At 58.3% G+C, this 17388-nt stretch carries 13 protein-coding genes and 1 riboswitch; of the genes, 2 read left to right on the top strand and 11 right to left on the bottom strand.

The genetic code is table 11. From position 1 onward, the window contains the following. Positions 1 to 30 precede the first annotated feature (30 nt). The 5 genes from AKU79_RS09090 to AKU79_RS09070 form a co-directional block, all read right to left on the bottom strand. Positions 31 to 675, bottom strand: coding sequence for a cell wall hydrolase (locus AKU79_RS09090; protein WP_231580135.1), 645 nt, complete (start codon positions 673 to 675; stop codon positions 31 to 33). 190 nt (positions 676 to 865) lie between these two features. Continuing rightward, positions 866 to 3433, bottom strand: coding sequence for a putative PEP-binding protein (locus AKU79_RS09085; RefSeq protein ID WP_082223984.1), 2568 nt, complete (start codon positions 3431 to 3433; stop codon positions 866 to 868). Positions 3434 to 3610: 177 nt separating this feature from the next. Next, entirely contained in the window at positions 3611 to 5722 is a 2112-nt protein-coding gene (gene glyS, locus AKU79_RS09080; protein ID WP_050523272.1) for a glycine--tRNA ligase subunit beta, read from the bottom strand. A 3-nt stretch (positions 5723 to 5725) separates the two neighbouring features. Continuing rightward, the gene (locus tag AKU79_RS09075; protein ID WP_331458380.1) at positions 5726 to 6256 is read right to left on the bottom strand and encodes a DUF6446 family protein; all 531 of its coding nucleotides are present in this window, start codon (positions 6254 to 6256) and stop codon (positions 5726 to 5728) included. Continuing rightward, positions 6253 to 7194 (bottom strand): glycine--tRNA ligase subunit alpha, encoded by a 942-nt coding sequence (locus AKU79_RS09070; protein WP_050523271.1) that lies wholly within the window; start codon positions 7192 to 7194, stop codon positions 6253 to 6255. Before AKU79_RS09070 ends, AKU79_RS09075 begins: the two co-directional genes overlap by 4 nt. Before the next feature lie 261 nt (positions 7195 to 7455). Between AKU79_RS09070 and AKU79_RS09060 the strand changes: the two genes are divergently transcribed. Then, positions 7456 to 9246: a serine protease gene (locus tag AKU79_RS09060; RefSeq protein ID WP_050523492.1), complete on the top strand. Its 1791-nt coding sequence runs from the start codon at positions 7456 to 7458 to the stop codon at positions 9244 to 9246. Between the two features lie 174 nt (positions 9247 to 9420). On the opposite strand, the gene AKU79_RS09055 is transcribed toward AKU79_RS09060, so the two are convergent. The 4 genes from AKU79_RS09055 to metZ all read right to left on the bottom strand — a co-directional run bounded on the left by AKU79_RS09055 (position 9421) and on the right by metZ (position 14839). Then, positions 9421 to 10875, bottom strand: a complete 1455-nt coding sequence (locus AKU79_RS09055) for a TrkH family potassium uptake protein (RefSeq protein WP_050523491.1) — start codon at positions 10873 to 10875, stop codon at positions 9421 to 9423. 56 nt (positions 10876 to 10931) lie between these two features. Beyond that, complete coding sequence (locus AKU79_RS09050) at positions 10932 to 12380, bottom strand: TrkH family potassium uptake protein (protein WP_050523490.1); 1449 nt, start codon at positions 12378 to 12380, stop codon at positions 10932 to 10934. A 95-nt stretch (positions 12381 to 12475) separates the two neighbouring features. Then, the gene (gene folE2 / locus AKU79_RS09045) at positions 12476 to 13522 is read right to left on the bottom strand and encodes a GTP cyclohydrolase FolE2 (protein WP_050523269.1); all 1047 of its coding nucleotides are present in this window, start codon (positions 13520 to 13522) and stop codon (positions 12476 to 12478) included. 135 nt (positions 13523 to 13657) lie between these two features. Then, on the bottom strand, positions 13658 to 14839 hold the full coding sequence (metZ, locus tag AKU79_RS09040) for an O-succinylhomoserine sulfhydrylase (protein ID WP_050523489.1): 1182 nt from the start codon (positions 14837 to 14839) through the stop codon (positions 13658 to 13660). A 57-nt stretch (positions 14840 to 14896) separates the two neighbouring features. After that, a riboswitch (SAM riboswitch) is annotated at positions 14897 to 14974 on the bottom strand. Positions 14975 to 15057: 83 nt separating this feature from the next. Here metZ and AKU79_RS09035 point away from each other — a divergent pair. Then, complete coding sequence (locus AKU79_RS09035) at positions 15058 to 15765, top strand: glutathione S-transferase N-terminal domain-containing protein (RefSeq protein ID WP_050523268.1); 708 nt, start codon at positions 15058 to 15060, stop codon at positions 15763 to 15765. A 130-nt stretch (positions 15766 to 15895) separates the two neighbouring features. Here AKU79_RS09035 and AKU79_RS09030 read toward each other — a convergent pair whose 3' ends face one another. Beyond that, positions 15896 to 16528 carry a hypothetical protein gene (locus tag AKU79_RS09030; RefSeq protein ID WP_050523267.1) on the bottom strand — a complete coding sequence of 211 codons (633 nt, stop codon included), beginning with the start codon at positions 16526 to 16528 and terminating at the stop codon, positions 15896 to 15898. 249 nt (positions 16529 to 16777) lie between these two features. Further along, positions 16778 to 17386, bottom strand: coding sequence for an inner membrane-spanning protein YciB (locus AKU79_RS09025; RefSeq protein WP_050523266.1), 609 nt, complete (start codon positions 17384 to 17386; stop codon positions 16778 to 16780). Positions 17387 to 17388: the final 2 nt, after the last annotated feature.

The raw sequence follows: 17388 nt of genomic DNA, 5'->3' as shown, positions 1-17388 counted from the left end.
CCATCATCCGCAGGGCACGACATATTTGGCTTATGCCGAGGGCTGACGGTAGAACAGATGGCTACCGATCTTTGCCGTATTGGGAAAGCGGCGTGCCCAGTTGGGCCGAACATTGGTTGTGTGGAAATGCGTGGCACCACCGGTCAGCGCGCGCGGCGCCCCGTCCATCATCGCCCGCGCCACTTTGGCAACGCTTGCATAAGCTGCCTTTTCGCGGATCGTATCGGCATGGCCGTCGCAAGCAAAGGAAAACTGGCAACCACCGCCGCTGCCTGCGCCTTGATTAACCACGCCACAAACCGAATTCGGGTAGCGGTTGCTATCAACGCGGTTCAAAATAACCTCGGCCACGGCAAACTGGCCCTTTACCGACTCGCCACGCGCTTCAAAATACAGCGCCTTGGCAAGACAGGCGAACTGCTCGCCACCTTTTGCGCCGGGCTGCGCGGCAATCCAACCCCGGTCATAGCTGACACGGGCGGCCGCACCCTTTGGACGCTTATCAACCAGCATATTTTCGGGCAATGCGCCCAGGGCGCGCTGTTCCGCCCCGATCAGTGAACCAAGCTTTTCGGTTGGGTTGTTTGAGCGGCTGACCGAGGTTTCAGCGGTTGCAGCACCAGCTAGAACCATCAAAAAGGCCATTCCGCCCAAGCAGCTTAATCGCACGTTCATTGGTGTCGTCCCTATCGTTTCAACTCGGTCGCCGCTGCAAAAAATACCTGCAAACATGTGCCCGACTCACTGGACACCCTTGGCTAACCGAGCGGACACTTAGAGAAAAAATACTGCCGAGTCTATCCTATGTTGTATTTTTGCAACATCTATAGGCGGAAAATGGAGCATCGCCAACAGCCCATTCACGCTAATCCATTGATTCAAAATCAATTTCCGTTTCCCGATCCATCAGGGCCAAATGCGCTGCAGACAGCCTTGCAAGCGGAACACGATAGGGTGAACACGACACATAGTCGAATCCCGCCTTGCGACAAAAGGCAATTGATTCGGGGTTGCCGCCATGCTCGCCGCAGATCGACAGGGTCAGCTTTTCGCGCGTTTGGCGGCCACGTTCGGCGCCGATCAACAGCAGTTCCCCAACGCCTTCAACATCAAGAATGTGGAACGGATCTTCGGGATAGACGCCTTGCTGCACATAGGTGTTCATAAACCGCCCCGCATCATCGCGCGACAGGCCATAGGTCATCTGTGTCAAATCATTGGTACCGAATGACAGAAAGGTCGCGTGCTGGGCAATATCGCCCGCCCGCAACGCCGCACGCGGGGTTTCAACCATCACCCCCAGTTTGAACGCGAAATCGACTCCCGAGCCTGAACGCACATTGCTCGCCACAGCATCAATGCGGTGTTTGACCAGTTCAACCTCGCGCTTGGCAGAGACCAAGGGGATCATGATTTCCGGCACAATCGCACCGCCGCGCCGCGCCACCTCGACCACTGCCTCAAATATCGCCTGCGCTTGCATGTCGTAGATTTCGGGCAACACGATGCCCAAACGCACGCCGCGCATGCCCAACATCGGGTTAAATTCGGCCAAGGCCTCGGCCCGCCGCATCACGTCAGACAGCGGGCGGTCCAGCGCCTCGGCCAGCTCGCGCAGGCCTTCGCGTGAATGCGGCAGAAACTCGTGCAGAGGCGGATCAAACAGCCGAATGCAAACAGGCAAACCTTGCATGATTTCAAAAAGCTGCACAAAATCAGCGCGTTGCATAGGCAAAAGCCGTGCCAGCGCCGCCGCGCGATCTTGCGATGTATCGGCAAAGATCATCTCGCGCATGGCCACCAAACGCGCCTCTTCAAAGAACATATGCTCGGTGCGGCACAACCCGATACCCTGCGCATCAAAATTGCGGGCAGTTTGCGCATCGGCGGGTGTATCGGCATTGGCACGAATGCCAATATCGCACACATCATCGGCCCAGGACAGCAATGTACGGAACGCGTCGTCCAGCGCAGGCGGCAGCATTTCGGCAGCGCCTGCCAGCACTTCGCCTGTGGTGCCATCTACCGTAATCACATCGCCTTCGACAAATTTGCGCCCTGCCTTGGTGGTGATCTTGTGGTCTTTCATGTCAAACCGCAGGTCCGACGCGCCCACAATGCACGGCAGGCCCAGACCCCGCCCGATAACCGCCGCATGGCTGGTCATGCCGCCGCGTTCGGTCAAAACCCCAACCGCCGAATGCATGCCGCGAATATCTTCGGGCGCGGTTTCGCGGCGCACAAGGATACACGGCTCGCCGCGCGAAGCACTGGCTTGTGCTGCCGCCGAGGAAAACACAATCCGCCCCGTGGCGGCGCCCGGACTGGCCCCGATTCCGCGCACAACCACATCGCGCGGTGCCCGCGGATCGACCTGCGGGTGCAATAACTCGGACAGCGCGCGGGGTTCGACCCGCAACAGCGCCTCTTCGCGCGTGATAATGCCTTCTTTTGCCAGATCGACCGCAATGCGCAGCCCCGCGCGGCTGGATCTTGGCACGCGCACCGCATCAATGACCGCCAACTTGCTGTCATCAATGGTAAATTCGATCTGCATCTCTTCGCGCAATTTAACGCGACACGCCGAGCCTTGACGGGCAAGGCTTTCGAACAGCTCGGGCGCAAGGTCTTCTAGCGAGGGCCCGCGCGGGTCGCGCGTCAGGTAGATCGCATCCGCCACGCGCGTTTTCATGTCACCGCCCTGGCTTTGCCCCAAGTAACGGCCCGTAATCTGTTCCAAGCCCGTCACGGGGTCAACAAACTGTATCCTGCCACTGCCCGAAACCCCTTGCCCGATACCCTGCGCCATCTGTTGCACGACAAGACCCAGCGCCGCGTTTTCAGGCGCGCCTTTGGATTGGCGCAACAGGCGGGCCGACGTGCCCTCCCACGCGCGGGCCATTGATCGCAGCACCTCGGCCAATTGTCTGGCCGGATCTTCGGGAAAGTCCTCGTCCATTTCATCGCGGTAGGCGCGCAAGGCATCGCGCAAAGCCTGTGCCGAAGGTTCAGCAATTTCGAACATGTCGGGGTCCAAACGGGCCACATGAACCGCGTAACCTTGCACAAATCGAAGATAAAGCGCATCGGCGGCGGCTTGCCCCTGGGTCTTGACCAAATCGGCATGACGGGCCGCGTTCATCCCGATATTCAGCACCGTCGAGGGCCCGCCCCATTCCGGCTCGGCCGGGCTGGGACGTACCGAGACCAAAGGCGCATCGCCGAAATGCGCCAACACCCCGGCGCAATCCAACGCCCGCCCCAAAGCAATGCCCCGCACCGCCGATGCAGGCAAGGCCACAGTACGTGGCACCGGCATATCAAGCCGCACCAACCTTTGCAGGCATTTCGCGCGCCAACCATAGGTGGCCGCCGAAATCGCGGCTGTCGGGGTGATTTCGGTGAATTCGGTAATCGGGTCGAGTTTCTGCACTGCGGCAATCCTGTGCTGTTCAGGCGCAGCATACCTGTATCGACCTTTCACGCAAGCTTTACAGTGGCACTGGTTTGCCAAAGCCGAAAGAGGCCCCGGACCTAAGGGCAGAGCCGGGGGTTTCACCCCCCCGGACCCCCGTGGGATATTTTAGCCGAAAAGAAAGCCGTTTGGCTGTTAGCCTTCGATTTTAGTGAGGTCGGCAACAGGGGCACAGGCCGCACGGATGCGGTGCAGCAGGTTCAGGCGGTTGCGGCGGATGACCTCGGAATCGGCGTTAACCTGAACGGTGTCAAAGAACGCGTCGATGGGGGCGCGGAGTTTGGCGAGTTCGGCCATGGCTGTGGCGAAACCTTCGGCTTCCATTGCGGGTTTGATGGTGGATTCAGCGGTGTCGAGGGCCGCAAACAGGGCGCGTTCCGCATCGGTTTCCGCGAATTTGATGTCGGCCCCGTAGGAATATTCGACGCCATCCTTGGTTTCCGCCTGCGTCAGGATGTTGTTGGCGCGTTTGAAGCCTTGGAGAAGGTTGGTGCCATCCTCGGACGTGATGAAAGCGTTGAGCGCGCGGGCGCGGTTGACCAGCAGCGTCAGGTCATCATTGCCCGGCATCGCGATGCAGGCGTCGATGATGTCATGCCGGATGCCTTCGTCTTTGAGGAATACTTTTAAGCGGTCGTGGAAGAAGGCTAGAAGGTTCAAGCCAATATCAAGATTGGTGTAATCATCTTCGTCGTCACTTGCCGCTATCTCCAATCCGAAATTTGGAATAGAACTATGTACCAAGTGCGAGATGCTCGTTCTCACCCCATTCCCCAGCACCAACCGAATAACCCCCAGTGCAGCACGGCGCAGGGCATAGGGGTCTTTCGACCCTGTCGGTTTCTCATCAATCGCCCAGAAGCCTGTCAGGGTATCGAGTTTATCGGCCAGCGCCACCGCCACGGAAACGGGCGCCGATGGCACGTCATCGGTCGGCCCCAGCGGTTTGTAATGCATCTCGCAGGCCTCGGGCACGCCGTCATTATGGCCTGCCGCCGCCGCGTAGTAGCGACCCATCAGGCCTTGCAGCTCGGGGAATTCGCCGACCATGGCCGATTGCAGATCGGCTTTGCAGATGCGCGCCGCCTCGGCCGCCAGATCGGGTTTCGCACCGACCATGGGGGCGATTTCGCGGGCCAACGCCTCAATCCGCGTCACGCGGTCGGCCTGACTGCCCAGTTTGTTGTGAAACGTAACCGAGGCAAGGCCTTTGCCCATGCCCTCTAGCCCTTCGGTTTTCACCGTGCGCAGATCGTTTTCCCAAAAGAATTTCGCATCCGACAAACGCGCCGACAGCACCTTGTTATTGCCTGCCAAAATCGTCGCACCGTGGTCGGTGGTCTCGCGGTTGGCGACGGTGACAAAGCCCTCAATGCGCCCTGTCTTGGGGTTGCGGACCGAGAAAAACTTTTGATGTTCACGCATCGAGGTTTGCAGCACTTCCGCAGGCAGGCCCAAGAACGCCTCGCCAATCTTACCCATCAACACAACGGGCCATTCGACCAGCCCTGCCACCTCGGCCAGCAGCCCCGCATCCGGCACAATTTCCAGCCCTTGCGCAAAGGCTTGATTTTGCGCGTCATTCCAGATCGCGGCCTCACGCTCGGCGGCATCCAGCATCACAAAGGCGCGGCGCAGCTTGGCGGTGTAATCCTCAAACCCGGTCACGGTAAGGCGGGCGGGGGCCATAAAGCGGTGGCCCATGGTCGTGTTCCCCGATGTCAGGTGATCGACGGTGATCGGCACAACCTCATTTCCGCCCTCATCCGACAGCACGCACAGGATGGAATGCAGCGGGCGTACCCAACGCAAAGATCCCGCCCCCCAGCGCATCGATTTCGGCCAAGGGAAGTTGCGGATGGCGGATTCCACCACCTCGGCAATGATTTCAGGCGCGGCGCGGCCCGGCTTTTCCAGCACCGCAAAGAACACCTGGCCCTTTTTATCGTCGCGTAGCTCAAGTTGGTCGCGCGTCAGGCCGGTAGATCGCAAAAACCCCTGCAAGGCAGCCTCGGGCGCATCGGCCTTGGGGCCTTTGCGTTCCTCGCGCACGGGTTTGCTTTCGGCCAGCAGCCCTTCAATCGACAGCACCAACCGGCGCGGCGTCGAAAACGCACCGGCCGAGGCATAGGTAAGACCGGCCTCAACCAAGCCATCCGTCACCAGCTTTTTCAGATCAGCCGCCGCGCGGGCCTGCATACGGGCCGGAATTTCCTCGGAAAACAGTTCTAAAAGCATATCTGGCATGGCTTAATTCTCCGGCTGCGGGGCTTTGGGGCAGCCCTCGGGTGCGGGTTGGCCGTCAAATACGACAGCCCCACAATGATTGATTTGGTTCCAGGCAAAGGCGCGGCCATCATCCATCACGGCGACAACGCGGTCGATACCGTATTCGATGTTTTCCTCGCCCAGATAGGCAACGGCGCGGCCTTGCTCCAGCGCCTCGCCAATCGCATTGGCATCAAAACAGCCAAACCAACGGGGGGCGACCAGCGGCGTGGCACCATCATAGATCTTATAGGTTTCGGTCATCATCGCCATGCTTTGCGGCGTGCGGAAACAGGCGCGAAACCGGATGGGCGAGCTGTCGGCGTCAATGCCCTCAAAGCCTTCGATCATCACCGGTTCGGCCACGCCTTCTACCGTCGTCATGCGAATTTCAGCCGCTGGCGAGCTGGCCTCAATTTCCGAATAGAACCCGTAAACCTGCAGATAATAAATGGCAGCGCCTGCCAGTAATGCCGAAATCACGATCACACCCACATAAATCTTGCCAATCACAGCGCGGCTACCGCGGGCTTTGCACCCGCCGCCTCTGTCTGTACGAACGCATCGGCACAGGCCTTGGCCAAGGCCCGCACCCGGCCAATATAGGCCTGACGCTCGGTCACCGAAATCACGCCACGCGCATCCAGCAGGTTGAACAGATGGCTGGCCTTGATGCATTGGTCATAGGCAGGATGCGCCATGATGATATTGCGCCCTGCCGCATCGGCCACAGGCGCCGCAAGCGTGCGGATACATTCGGCCTCGGCATCCTTGAAATGCTGTAGCAGCGTGTCGGTATCGGCCTGGTCAAAGTTCCAGCGGCTATATTCCTGCTCGGTCTGGCGGAACACATCGCCATAGGTCAGGGCAATCGGCGCATCGGGGTCGTTATAGGGCATATCCATCACATGATCGACGCCAAGGATATACATCGCCAGACGCTCCAACCCATAGGTCAGCTCGCCCGAAACAGGGTGGCAATCATGGCCGCCGACTTGCTGGAAATAGGTAAACTGGCTGACTTCCATACCGTCACACCACACTTCCCAGCCAAGTCCCCAAGCGCCAAGCGTCGGGCTTTCCCAGTCATCCTCGACAAAGCGGATGTCGTGCAGGTCCATATCAATGCCGATTGCGCGCAAAGACCCCAGATACAGGTCTTGCAAATCCGGCGGGCTTGGTTTGATCAGCACTTGATACTGATAGTAATGCTGCAAGCGGTTCGGGTTTTCGCCATAGCGCCCATCGGTCGGGCGGCGCGACGGCTGCACATAGGCCGCAGCCCATGGCTTTGCCCCCAGTGACCGCAGGGTCGTAGCAGGGTGGAACGTGCCTGCGCCAACCTCCATATCATAAGGCTGCATAACGGCGCAGCCCTTGCCCGCCCAATACGTCATCAGGCGCAAGATAATCTCTTGAAAACTGCGCGGAGCGTTGGGCGTATTGGTCATGCGTATACCTCGGGGGCTAGGCCTGTGTCAGATTGCCCATTGCATAGGCAAAGCCGGCGAAAGGGTCAATGCACCCGATGCGGCCCCGCAGCCCAACGCAGATTTTACACCCCGCCTTTCCGCTTTTGCGCGCAAAAACTCTACCAAAGCGCCACAACAGCCCCAGATATAACGCCAAATTTACCTCGCAGTCTGGTAAATTGTGCAAATTTGTGGTTTCGCACGTCCATTGCAGTTTGCGTTCACGAATACGGGATCTTTATGCGCTATTTTATCTCAGTCCTTGCCCTGATGTTTGCAGTATTGTTCGGGGGGGGCGCCTTTGCACAAAGCCGTGCATGGGTGCAGATTGAGGCCCAGCCAACCCTGACCCAAGCCGAAGAACGCGCCCGCGCCTATTCTGCCGCCTTTAGCGATGTGGCCGGGTTTCGCATGGCCTCGGGCTGGTATGTCATAGCCCTTGGCCCCTATGACCCCGATAGCGCCCTTGCCCGCCTGCGCGACCTGCGCCGCGACAACCTGATACCCGGCGACAGCTTTGTGGCAAGCGGCGACCAATACCGCGATGGCTTTTGGCCGGTTGGCCAAGACGCCTTGGCCCTGCCGTTGATCGTGGCCCCCGCAGCAGAACCAACCGTCGCGCCCGTTACCGAAGTCGCGCCCGATGCAGCACCAGCCACCACACCCGCGGCCGAACCGGTTATCGACCCCTTCGTCGAACCCCAAGAAACCCTGGCCGAGGCCCAACGTGCCGAAGCCGCCCTGACCCGCGATGAACGCCGCGACCTGCAATCAGCCTTGCAATGGTTCGGCTTTTACGATTCCGCCATCGACGGCGCCTTTGGCCGCGGCACCCGCGCCTCTATGGCCGCGTGGCAAGCGGCGAACGGCCATGAGGCCACAGGCGTGATGACCACCAAGCAACGCGAACAAATCGTCGCTGACCGCCGTGCGATCATTGCCGAGCTGGGTCTGGAAACCGTGATCGAAGAAGAGGCAGGGATCGAGATTTCCCTACCGCTCGCGCTTGTCAGCTTTGACCATTACGAACCGCCTTTTGTGCATTTCACCGAAAAGAACAACTCGGGCCTGCGCGTGGTGCTGATTTCCGAACCCGGCGACCGCGCCACGCTGCGCGGGCTTTATGACATTTTGCAAACGCTCGAAGTGATCCCGCAAGGTGGCGAACGCAGCCTGACCGACAACGGTTTCACAATCGACGCCGCCAATGACAGCCTTGCAACACATGCCTTTGCCGAACTAAGCGGCGGGCTTATCAAAGGCTATATGATGGTCTGGACGCCCGAAGCCGCCGACAAGGCCGCACGGTCGCTTGCCGCCATGCAGGCCAGCTTTAAAACCATCGGCGGGCGTGCGCTTGATCCGGGCTTGGTATCGCTGGATGACGTGCAACGCCGCACGCTGCTGGCCGGTATGGAAGTGCGCAAACCACGGCTGTCGCGCAGCGGGTTCTTTGTTTCACCGACCGGCGATGTGCTGACAACACTTGAGGCGCTGCAATCCTGCGGCCGCATCACGCTTGACCGCGACATCGAGGCAACGGTCACAGCCCAGGATGCCGCTTTGGGCCTGGCGCTGCTGACCCCGACCAAACAGCTCGCGCCGCGCCATGTGGCCGCATTCAAGGCCGATGATCTGCGTATCGGCACCGAGGTCGCATTGGCCGGCTACAGCTATGAAGACGCCCTGCCCTCGCCCACGCTGACCTATGGCACGATTGAGGATACCACGGGCCTTGCCGGCGAAGCGGGTATCGCGCGGCTGTCGCTGTCATCCTTGCCGGGCGATGCCGGCGGGCCGGTGGTTGATGGCACAGGCGCCGTGCTGGGTATGTTGCTGCCTGCTCAGGCACAAAACGGCCGCGTCTTGCCGGGCGAGGTATCTTTTCTGAACACCGCCGCCAGCATCAAAACCATGCTGACCGCCGCCGGGGTCACAACCGAGGCGGCCAGCCGCAATACCGCGCTGCCGCCCGAAGATCTAACCGATCTGGCGACATCAATGACGGTTCTGGTATCGTGCTGGGAATAACCCGCCTTTGATCGCAGCAGAAACACAAGGATAGGGGCGGTGCTTACATCGCCCCTTTTTCTTGTGCCGTTCGTACGTGTTACCTGCGACTGTTAGGTATTTTTGCCAAGATGAAATCGCAAAGCGGGTTTTGGGTGGCCTGCAGGGCGCAGGAATTCAGTGTAATCCACAGGCTCAATTGCGCCAGAACCGCGTCAGGAACAGCACATAAACCGACAGCAGCTCTAACCGGCCGACCAACATGCCGCCAATCATGATCCAGCGCGCCGCCGCAGGAAAGCCGTCTACCGCACCCGTCGGCCCAACCTCGGGGCCAAAGGCGGGGCCAACATTGGCCACTGCCGTCCAGGCTGCGGTAAACGCGGTTTTGGTTTCCAGCCCCGTCAGGGCCAAAGCCACAGCAACCACGCCAAAGGTCAGGATAAACAGCGTGAAAAACACGATGACCGAGCCGATTACATCGTCACCTACGCGCCGCCCCGCATAGCGCACATCCAGCATCGCTGACGGGCTGTGCAGCCGCCGGATTTGCACTTTGATCGCCTCAAACAAAATCAGATAGCGGAACACCTTGACCGAACAGCCGGTCGAAGAGGTACACCCCCCGATCAGCCCCACCGTGATCAGCACCACAAACGGAAACGGCCCCCAGGTCGACAAATCGACCGAGGCAAAGCCCGTGCCGGAAAAGGTGGATACAATGTTGAAACTGCTTTCACGCAAGGATTCCAGAAACGGGCGATCGAAATGATACATCTCATAGGCCGTGACCGCCAAAGCGCCGTAAATGTTCCAACGAATATAGGCCCGCACCTGCGGATCTTGCCACAGCGGGGTAAAATTGCCCTGCGCCACCTGCACAAAGCGGATGAACGGCATTGAAGCCAGCAGCATGAACACAATCGCCACCAGTTCCATCGAATGCTCGAATTTGCCGAATGAGATATCCGAGCTGGAAAACCCGCCCGTCGAAACCGTGGTCAGCGCATGGACCACCGCGTCAAACCCGCTCATCCCCAAGGCGAAATAAGACGCGGCACAGGCCACCGTCAGCACGATATAAATCTGGATCAGCGCAGTCGAAATATCCAGCGCCCGCGGCAAAATCTTGCCCAGCGTGTCAAAGCCTTCCGAGCGGAAAAACTGCATCCCGCCGACCTTCATCACCGGCAAAAAGATCAAGGCGACGATAACAATCCCCAGCCCGCCCAGCCATTGCAAAATCCCGCGCCACAGGTTCACCCCGGGCGGCAGCGCATCCAGCCCGACAAACGCCGTCGTGCCCGTCGTCGTCACCCCTGAAACCGCCTCGAATACTGCATTGGTAAAGCTGGCTTCGGGCGCGCCGAACATGAACGGCAAGGCCCCGAAGGCAGGCAACATGACCCATGTTCCTGTCGTTAAAACAAAGCTTTGGCGCAAGGTGATGCCTTGCCCGCTTGCATTGCTATTGGCACAGGAAAGGGCCAGCATCGCGCCCGCAAGGCAGGTCAAAACCGATGCTTCCAGAAATGACATCCAGTTGTCATCGCCGGACATATAATCTAACGCCATAGGAAACAGCATCATCGCCCCTAGCGTGGCGATAAGCAAACCGATGATATATCCAACAGGTCGAAGATCAATCATTTTGCAGATTTGACGGCCCGCAGCGTGGCTGTCAACCGCTTGGCCGGCTGCAGCAGCTACTTGCGCCAAAAGTTGGGCAATACGATCACCAAAATCGCCAGCAAACCCAACCGCCCCAACAGCATCGCAACCGTCATTACCACAATCGCGCCTTGTGGAAAATCAATGAACGTGCCGGTTCGCAACACCAAAGGGCCAAAGGCATAGCCAACGTTGCCCAGCGTTGTCCAAACCGCAAACAAGGCCGAAACCGTATCAACCCCGGTCAATGATACCGCTACGGTCATCGTGCCAAGCAACAGAATATAGCCGGTGAAAAACAGGATAAGCCCGTTCAGCACGTCGTTCTCAACGCGCCGCCCCTCATATTTTACCACGGTAACGGTGTTAGGGCTGGTGATCTGCGCCAGATGCGCCCGCAAGGCGGCCATCGCCACCTGCACCCGAAACACGCTTAGCCCCGCCGCCGATGACCCCGAGCAAGCCCCGATCGTACCAATCACAAAAGCCACGATCATCATGAACCCGCCCCACGTCGCAAAAGAGCCAGAGGAATAGCCCGTGCTCGACATGATCGAGGTCAGGTTGAAAATTGTCTCGCGAAAGGCAGGCTCCCACCCCATATCGGTGCGCCAAACTTGCCACACCCACACCATGAATGCTGCACTCCCTAGCCAGCGCATATAGCCACGGATCTGTTGGTCACGCCACAAAGGGCCGGCATCGCCACGCAACAATTGAACATAGCGCAAATAGGGATAAGACCCCAAAATCATGAAAATTGTACCAACATATTCGCCAGCTCCGGGGTATTTTCCCAAGGATTTATCCGAGGTTGAAAACCCACCGGTCGAAATCGTTGTCGCGCCGTTCACAATCGCATCAAGCGGTGTCATGCCAATCAAAGTATAGCCTAAAATACAGGCCACCGTCAGCAGCACATAGACCCGCGCCAATTCGACTGCGAGGTCAGTGGCGCGTGGCAGTTCTTTACCAAAGGTTTCAAAACCTTCGGTACGGAAAAACTGCATCCCCCCCACACGCATCAACGGCAAGAAAATCATCGCGATAAACGCTATGCCAAGGCCGCCCAGCCAGTTCAACATCCCCCGCCACAAGATCAAACCAACCGGCAAATCATCCAGCCCGTAAATCACCGTGGCGCCGGTTGTCGTGATGCCCGAAACCGCCTCAAAATAGGCGTCGGTAAATTGCAAATGCGGCTCGCCAAATATGAACGGCAGCGCCCCAAAGGCCGGCACAAGCGCCCAGATGCCTGTGGTCAACAGATAGGCTTGTTTGACCGAAAGGTTGCCGCGCAGCGCGTTTTGCGTCGCGAAAACCACACAAAGCCCAACAAGGCCGGTGACCATCGCGGCCTCAAGTATCCGTGCGCCGTTGGCATCTCCATCGCGTAAATCAATCACGGCTGGCGCCATCATCAATATGGCGAGCACGATCAGGATGCGCCCGATCACATAGGCAACTGGGCGTATGTCGATCATAATGCGCGTATCGGTAATCTTGCGCCGCAAAAACGTCAATTGGTCACGTATCGCAGGCGCGCAGATGTGTCAGTTGCGCCGCAAACGGGGCCAAATTAACCGATATGAAACAAAGTCGTGAACAGCTTGGGGTCAAGGCTGGTCGCAGCAAAGGTGTCGCCAATTGTCAAAACGCTTACCGCGTCGTGGCTGTGCAGGCTTTCTTGGTGGCTGGCGACGATTCTAAAGTCACCCACACGCGGGTCGGCCTGCAGCTGCGCACAAAAACTGCGCGCGGCATCTTCGACGAAAATCGGATGCGCGGCGTTCAGCTCGGCAAAGGCTTGTTCGTCCTCGCGCTTGACCATGACCTGCGTTTCGGTCGGCACAGCGGCGCGGGCCAAGTCGATAAGGTCTTCAAACCACAGGCATTTGTCATTCACCAGCTCAACCGAGATCCGCGCAACCGAGCGCTGGCTATGTGGCGTGGCCAGTTGCCCCCGCGTCCGCCGCGCATGTTCCGACAGTTCCAATGAGCACGGGCAAGTGCTGGAATAAACATAGTCCAGATGCATGATGGTTTTGCGCACGCCACCCAGATCAACCAGCTCCAGCGCGATGTCGTAATACTGCCAGCCAGAAAGGCCCGAACGCAGGCTTTCAATCTTCATCGGAAAGGAAAACCGCATCTGGATGCGCGCGTCAAAGCTGTCCAGATCGCGTTTATAATCCTCCAAAGCGCGTTCTATCACCTTGTAGCTAAATGATTTTTCGGCATAGGCATAGAACGACCGCATGATGCGGCTCATGTTGATGCCCTTCTTCTCGGCCTCAAGACTGACCGAGCCTGTGACGCTGGTTTCCAGCACCACATCGGCCCCGTCGCGCGTATGATAACGGATCGGCAACCGGAAATTCGAAATCCCCACATGCTGGATCAGGGTCTTTTCGCCCACGATCAGGCTTGCAGGACCGTTCTGCAAATCGGGCAAGCCCGCTTTATACGCCGCATCCACCTTGAAACCGGCAGGATAGTCAGCCGAAAGCTCGGGATAGCCCAACGCCGCACCGGCCTTCGCCTCCCAAGCGCGCACAACTGCCAGCGCGGCCTCGGCCTCTTCGCGGCTAGGGCTTGCGTCAACTTCTGGCGAATGGATGTTCATTGCACGTCCCCCAATGGGTTTTGGCCCGACATAGCGGCCCCGTATGACGATTTAGGGTCGCACACGCAAAAAAGCAACTATCCCCCCCAGCATATCAGACAAAGCCAACCTGCGGGGGGATTTTATGAAAGGGCGCTAAACCGCCGCCAAACCTTGCATCAGATCCGCGATCAAATCATCCGGATCTTCCAACCCGACCGACAAGCGGATCAAACCCGGCGTAATCCCCAACTGCACCTTTTGCTCTTCGGGCAGGCGCTGGTGCGTGGTGGTATAGGGATGCGTGGCAATCGTCTTGGCATCGCCCAGGTTGTTGGAAATCTTGATAATCTCCAAAGCGTTCATAAAGCGGAAGGCCGCATCCTTGCCGCCTTTGATGTCAAACGACAGCATCGTCCCGCCCGCGCCCAGCTGCCGCGCCGCCAATTCTGCCTGCGCATGGCTGGCTAGCCCCGGATAAATCACCCTGCCCAACAGCGCATTGCCATCCAGCGCCGCCGCAATCTTTGCCGCAGCACTGGCCATCGCCCGACACCGCAAATCCAACGTGGCCATGCCGTTCAACATGATCCACGCCGTAAACGGGCTCATCGACCCGCCGGTATGCTTCATATAGGGCTCGACAACCTTGCGGATAAACTCGCGCGTGCCACAAATCACCCCGCCCATCGCGCGGCCTTGGCCATCGACATGCTTGGTGGTGGAATAAACAATCACATCCGCACCCTGCGCAACCGCACGTGAAAAGATCGGCGTCGCAAACACATTATCCACCACAACCAACGCACCAACCTTATGCGCAATCTTGGAAACGGCTTCGATATCAATCAGTTCCAGCGTCGGGTTCGACATCGACTCAAAGAAAACCGCCTTCGTCCCCGGCACACAGGCCTTTTCCCAGGCCGCAAGGTCGGTGCCATCCACAAAGGTCACCTGCACGCCAAACCGCGCCAAAACCTCTTCCAGAATGTACAGACAAGACCCGAACAGCGCGCGGGATGACACCACATGATCCCCCGCCTTCAGCATCGCCGTCAGCGCACCCGAAACCGCCGCCATCCCGCTTGCCGTGGCAAAGGCATCCTCGGTCCCCTCGATCGCGGCAATCCGCTCTTCGAACATCCGCACCGTCGGGTTGCCATAACGGGCATAGATAAACTCGTCATTGCCCGCTTTGATAAACCGCGCCTCGGCTGCCTCGGCGCTGTCATAGGCAAAGCCCTGCGTCAGAAAAATCGCCTCGGCCATCTCGCCATACTGGCTGCGGCGGCTGCCTTCATGCACCAACTGCGTGCGCGTTTTCCATTCTTTCGACATTCTGCGGCCCCCTGCGTTTGACACAGCCATAAAAAAACCCGGCAACCCCAAAAGGCGCCGGGACATCCCGAAACCTCTTTAGCGGAATATTTAACGTGGCCCGCAATCCGGTAACAAAGCGCCACAAATCCCAATTACGCCTACACCCGCGCTACGTCAACACCCCTTTCCGCCCGCGCGGTTTTCGGCTTTGATACCCCAAATAACCGGAGATACCCATGCAAGACCCGATCGACCTTTTCTACTGGCCCACGCCAAATGGCTGGAAAATCAGCATCGCACTCGAAGAAATGGCCCTGCCCTACACCCTCCACCTCATCAACATCGGCGCGGGCGATCAGTTCAAACCCGAATTTCTGAAAATCGCGCCCAACAACCGGATGCCAGCCATCATCGACCCCAATGGCCCCGATAATGCGCCGGTCTCGATCTTTGAATCCGGTGCCATCCTGCAATATCTGGCCCGCAAAACCGGCCTGTTCTACGGTAAAACGGAACGAGACCGTATCAGCACCGACCAATGGCTGATGTGGCAAATGGGAGGCCTCGGGCCAATGGCGGGCCAAACCCACCACTTCCTCAAATACGCACCGGCGATGGACCCACCGAATGACCTGCCCTATGCCAAAAACCGCTACCGCGCTGAAACCGCACGACTTTACGGCGTGATGGACCGCCAGCTTGCCAAACACCAATACCTCGCCGGCGATTTCCTCTCGATCGCCGATTTCGCCTGCTGGGGCTGGGCCTCGCTGTGGGAAGGTCAGGAACAAACGCTTGACGATAAACCCAACCTCGCGCGCTGGCTGACCGAGCTCTCTGCCCGCCCCGGCGTCATCCGCGGCCGCGCCCTTGCCGCCGACCTGCGCCGCGATGTATCAAAAAACACCGACGCCCAGAAAAACATGTTCGGCAAAAAAACCTGACCCAAGCACCAAACGGGGGGCACCTTTACCGGCACCCCCCATCATCTATCCTTAAATATCCTCGCCGAAGGCTCTGCCGCCCGCCACAAGCGCCCCACCCGATCATCACTGCCCGATCATCACTGCCAGTTTATCGGCGTTCCCTTTCCGGCGACATCAACAGCACCGTGCGAAACAGCGCCGTCAGCAAAACATGATGCAGCACCGGCAAAAACGCATAATACACCAACCACCCCTCAAGCGTGACCGTCCGGATCATGGTCTCGTTCAGCAAAATATAGGTCAGATGCAACACCAGCATCGCCAGTGTCAGCTCGCGCGCATAGCGGGTAAAGGTCTCGCTCGGCCAATAGGCCCGCACGGTCGAATAACTGCCGTCCAAAGCATCAACGACAAACAAAAACACGAAACCGGCGCCAATCAGGCTGGGCACATGCAGGCACAAAGCCGGATATTGCGACGCAAACAATACCGCAACCGGAATCAAAACCACCCCGACCAGCCGCTTGCGCGCCGCCCCCGCATCCACCCGCCGCGCCTCGCGCGAGATAACCTCACGCCACCGCAGCGACAGCCGCGCAGCCTGACACAATACAAACGCGCTGCTAAAGGCCAGCGCAGATTGCTCTGGCCACATCATACACAGCGCCGGATAGGCAATCAGCAAAACCGCCGACGGCAGCATGCTCCGCGCTTCGACCATCGGTATTCTCGTGAAAAGCATGGCAAAAAGTTGCAGTGCTTTCCAGATGCGCCTGTCCATGACACGCTCCTCAATTCACATCCTTTTGTGCTGCGATAAGCACGGAATGGGGCGTCACTAGGGCGTGAATGCAGCATTGCCGCGAACATGATTTCCGGATTGCGCACAATCGCACGGCAGGCCAAATATCGGCACGACCGATGCCGCGTGCAAAGCTTAACATCAGGTAAACAGAAACAGGTTTGTTATTTTATATCAGTATATTACCAAAACGTCCGCGCGCGGTCAGCTTGTATTTTTTCGGCGTTTTCACTCATCATCTTTCGGCACTTCGCTGCCATATTTGGCAAAAATCCGGCTCTGGGTCATGAAAAACAGAAACAGCGCTGCCGTCAGGCCAAAGGTTTTGAAATTCACCCAGACTTCGGTCGAAAAGCCGCGCCAGATCACCTCATTCAACACAGCCAGAACCGCAAAAAACAAGGTCAGACGCTTGGTCAGGATCATCCAGCCGTCGCTTTGCATCGGCAAACTTTCCCCCATCACGGCCTTCAAATAAGATTCGCCCCGCAACAACCCGAACCCCAAAATTCCGGCAAAAAGCGCGTAAATCATGGTCGGCTTCATCTTGAAAAACCGCTCGTCATTCAACCAGACCGACAGCCCGCCAAATACAACAACCAGAACCACCGTCATGATCTGCATTTTTGAAAGCTTGCCCGTCAGCACCCAAAGAATGCCCGTGGACAGCAACATAAGCGGAATAAACCCCGCAGTGGCCAGAATGAACCCGTCATATTCGGTGCCGCCAATGGTAAAGGTCTGGCCCTTCAACTTGACATAGGCAATGAAAAACGCGGCCACCGGCCCCAGTTCCAAAAACAGCTTTAGCCCACCGCTGACCTTTTTATCCGCCATAT

The sequence above is a fragment of the Pseudorhodobacter wandonensis genome (assembly GCF_001202035.1).
Classification (GTDB): domain Bacteria; phylum Pseudomonadota; class Alphaproteobacteria; order Rhodobacterales; family Rhodobacteraceae; genus Pseudorhodobacter; species Pseudorhodobacter wandonensis.
Note: the sequence above shows the minus strand (reverse complement) of the source record. Positions and strands in the feature narration are given on the sequence as shown.

Bases quoted from the DNA above. Each gene is read 5' to 3' on its own strand.
- AKU79_RS09035 (WP_050523268.1), top strand. From the start codon at position 15,058: ATGCAAGACCCGATCGACCTTTTCTACTGGCCCACGCCAAATGGCTGG.
- AKU79_RS09060 (WP_050523492.1), top strand. From the start codon at position 7,456: ATGCGCTATTTTATCTCAGTCCTTGCCCTGATGTTTGCAGTATTGTTC.
- AKU79_RS09025 (WP_050523266.1), bottom strand. From the start codon at position 17,386: ATGGCGGATAAAAAGGTCAGCGGTGGGCTAAAGCTGTTTTTGGAACTG.
- AKU79_RS09050 (WP_050523490.1), bottom strand. From the start codon at position 12,380: ATGATCGACATACGCCCAGTTGCCTATGTGATCGGGCGCATCCTGATC.
- folE2 (WP_050523269.1), bottom strand. From the start codon at position 13,522: ATGAACATCCATTCGCCAGAAGTTGACGCAAGCCCTAGCCGCGAAGAG.
- metZ (WP_050523489.1), bottom strand. From the start codon at position 14,839: ATGTCGAAAGAATGGAAAACGCGCACGCAGTTGGTGCATGAAGGCAGC.
- AKU79_RS09070 (WP_050523271.1), bottom strand. From the start codon at position 7,194: ATGACCAATACGCCCAACGCTCCGCGCAGTTTTCAAGAGATTATCTTG.
- AKU79_RS09030 (WP_050523267.1), bottom strand. From the start codon at position 16,528: ATGGACAGGCGCATCTGGAAAGCACTGCAACTTTTTGCCATGCTTTTC.
- AKU79_RS09055 (WP_050523491.1), bottom strand. From the start codon at position 10,875: ATGATTGATCTTCGACCTGTTGGATATATCATCGGTTTGCTTATCGCC.
- glyS (WP_050523272.1), bottom strand. From the start codon at position 5,722: ATGCCAGATATGCTTTTAGAACTGTTTTCCGAGGAAATTCCGGCCCGT.
- AKU79_RS09090 (WP_231580135.1), bottom strand. From the start codon at position 675: ATGAACGTGCGATTAAGCTGCTTGGGCGGAATGGCCTTTTTGATGGTT.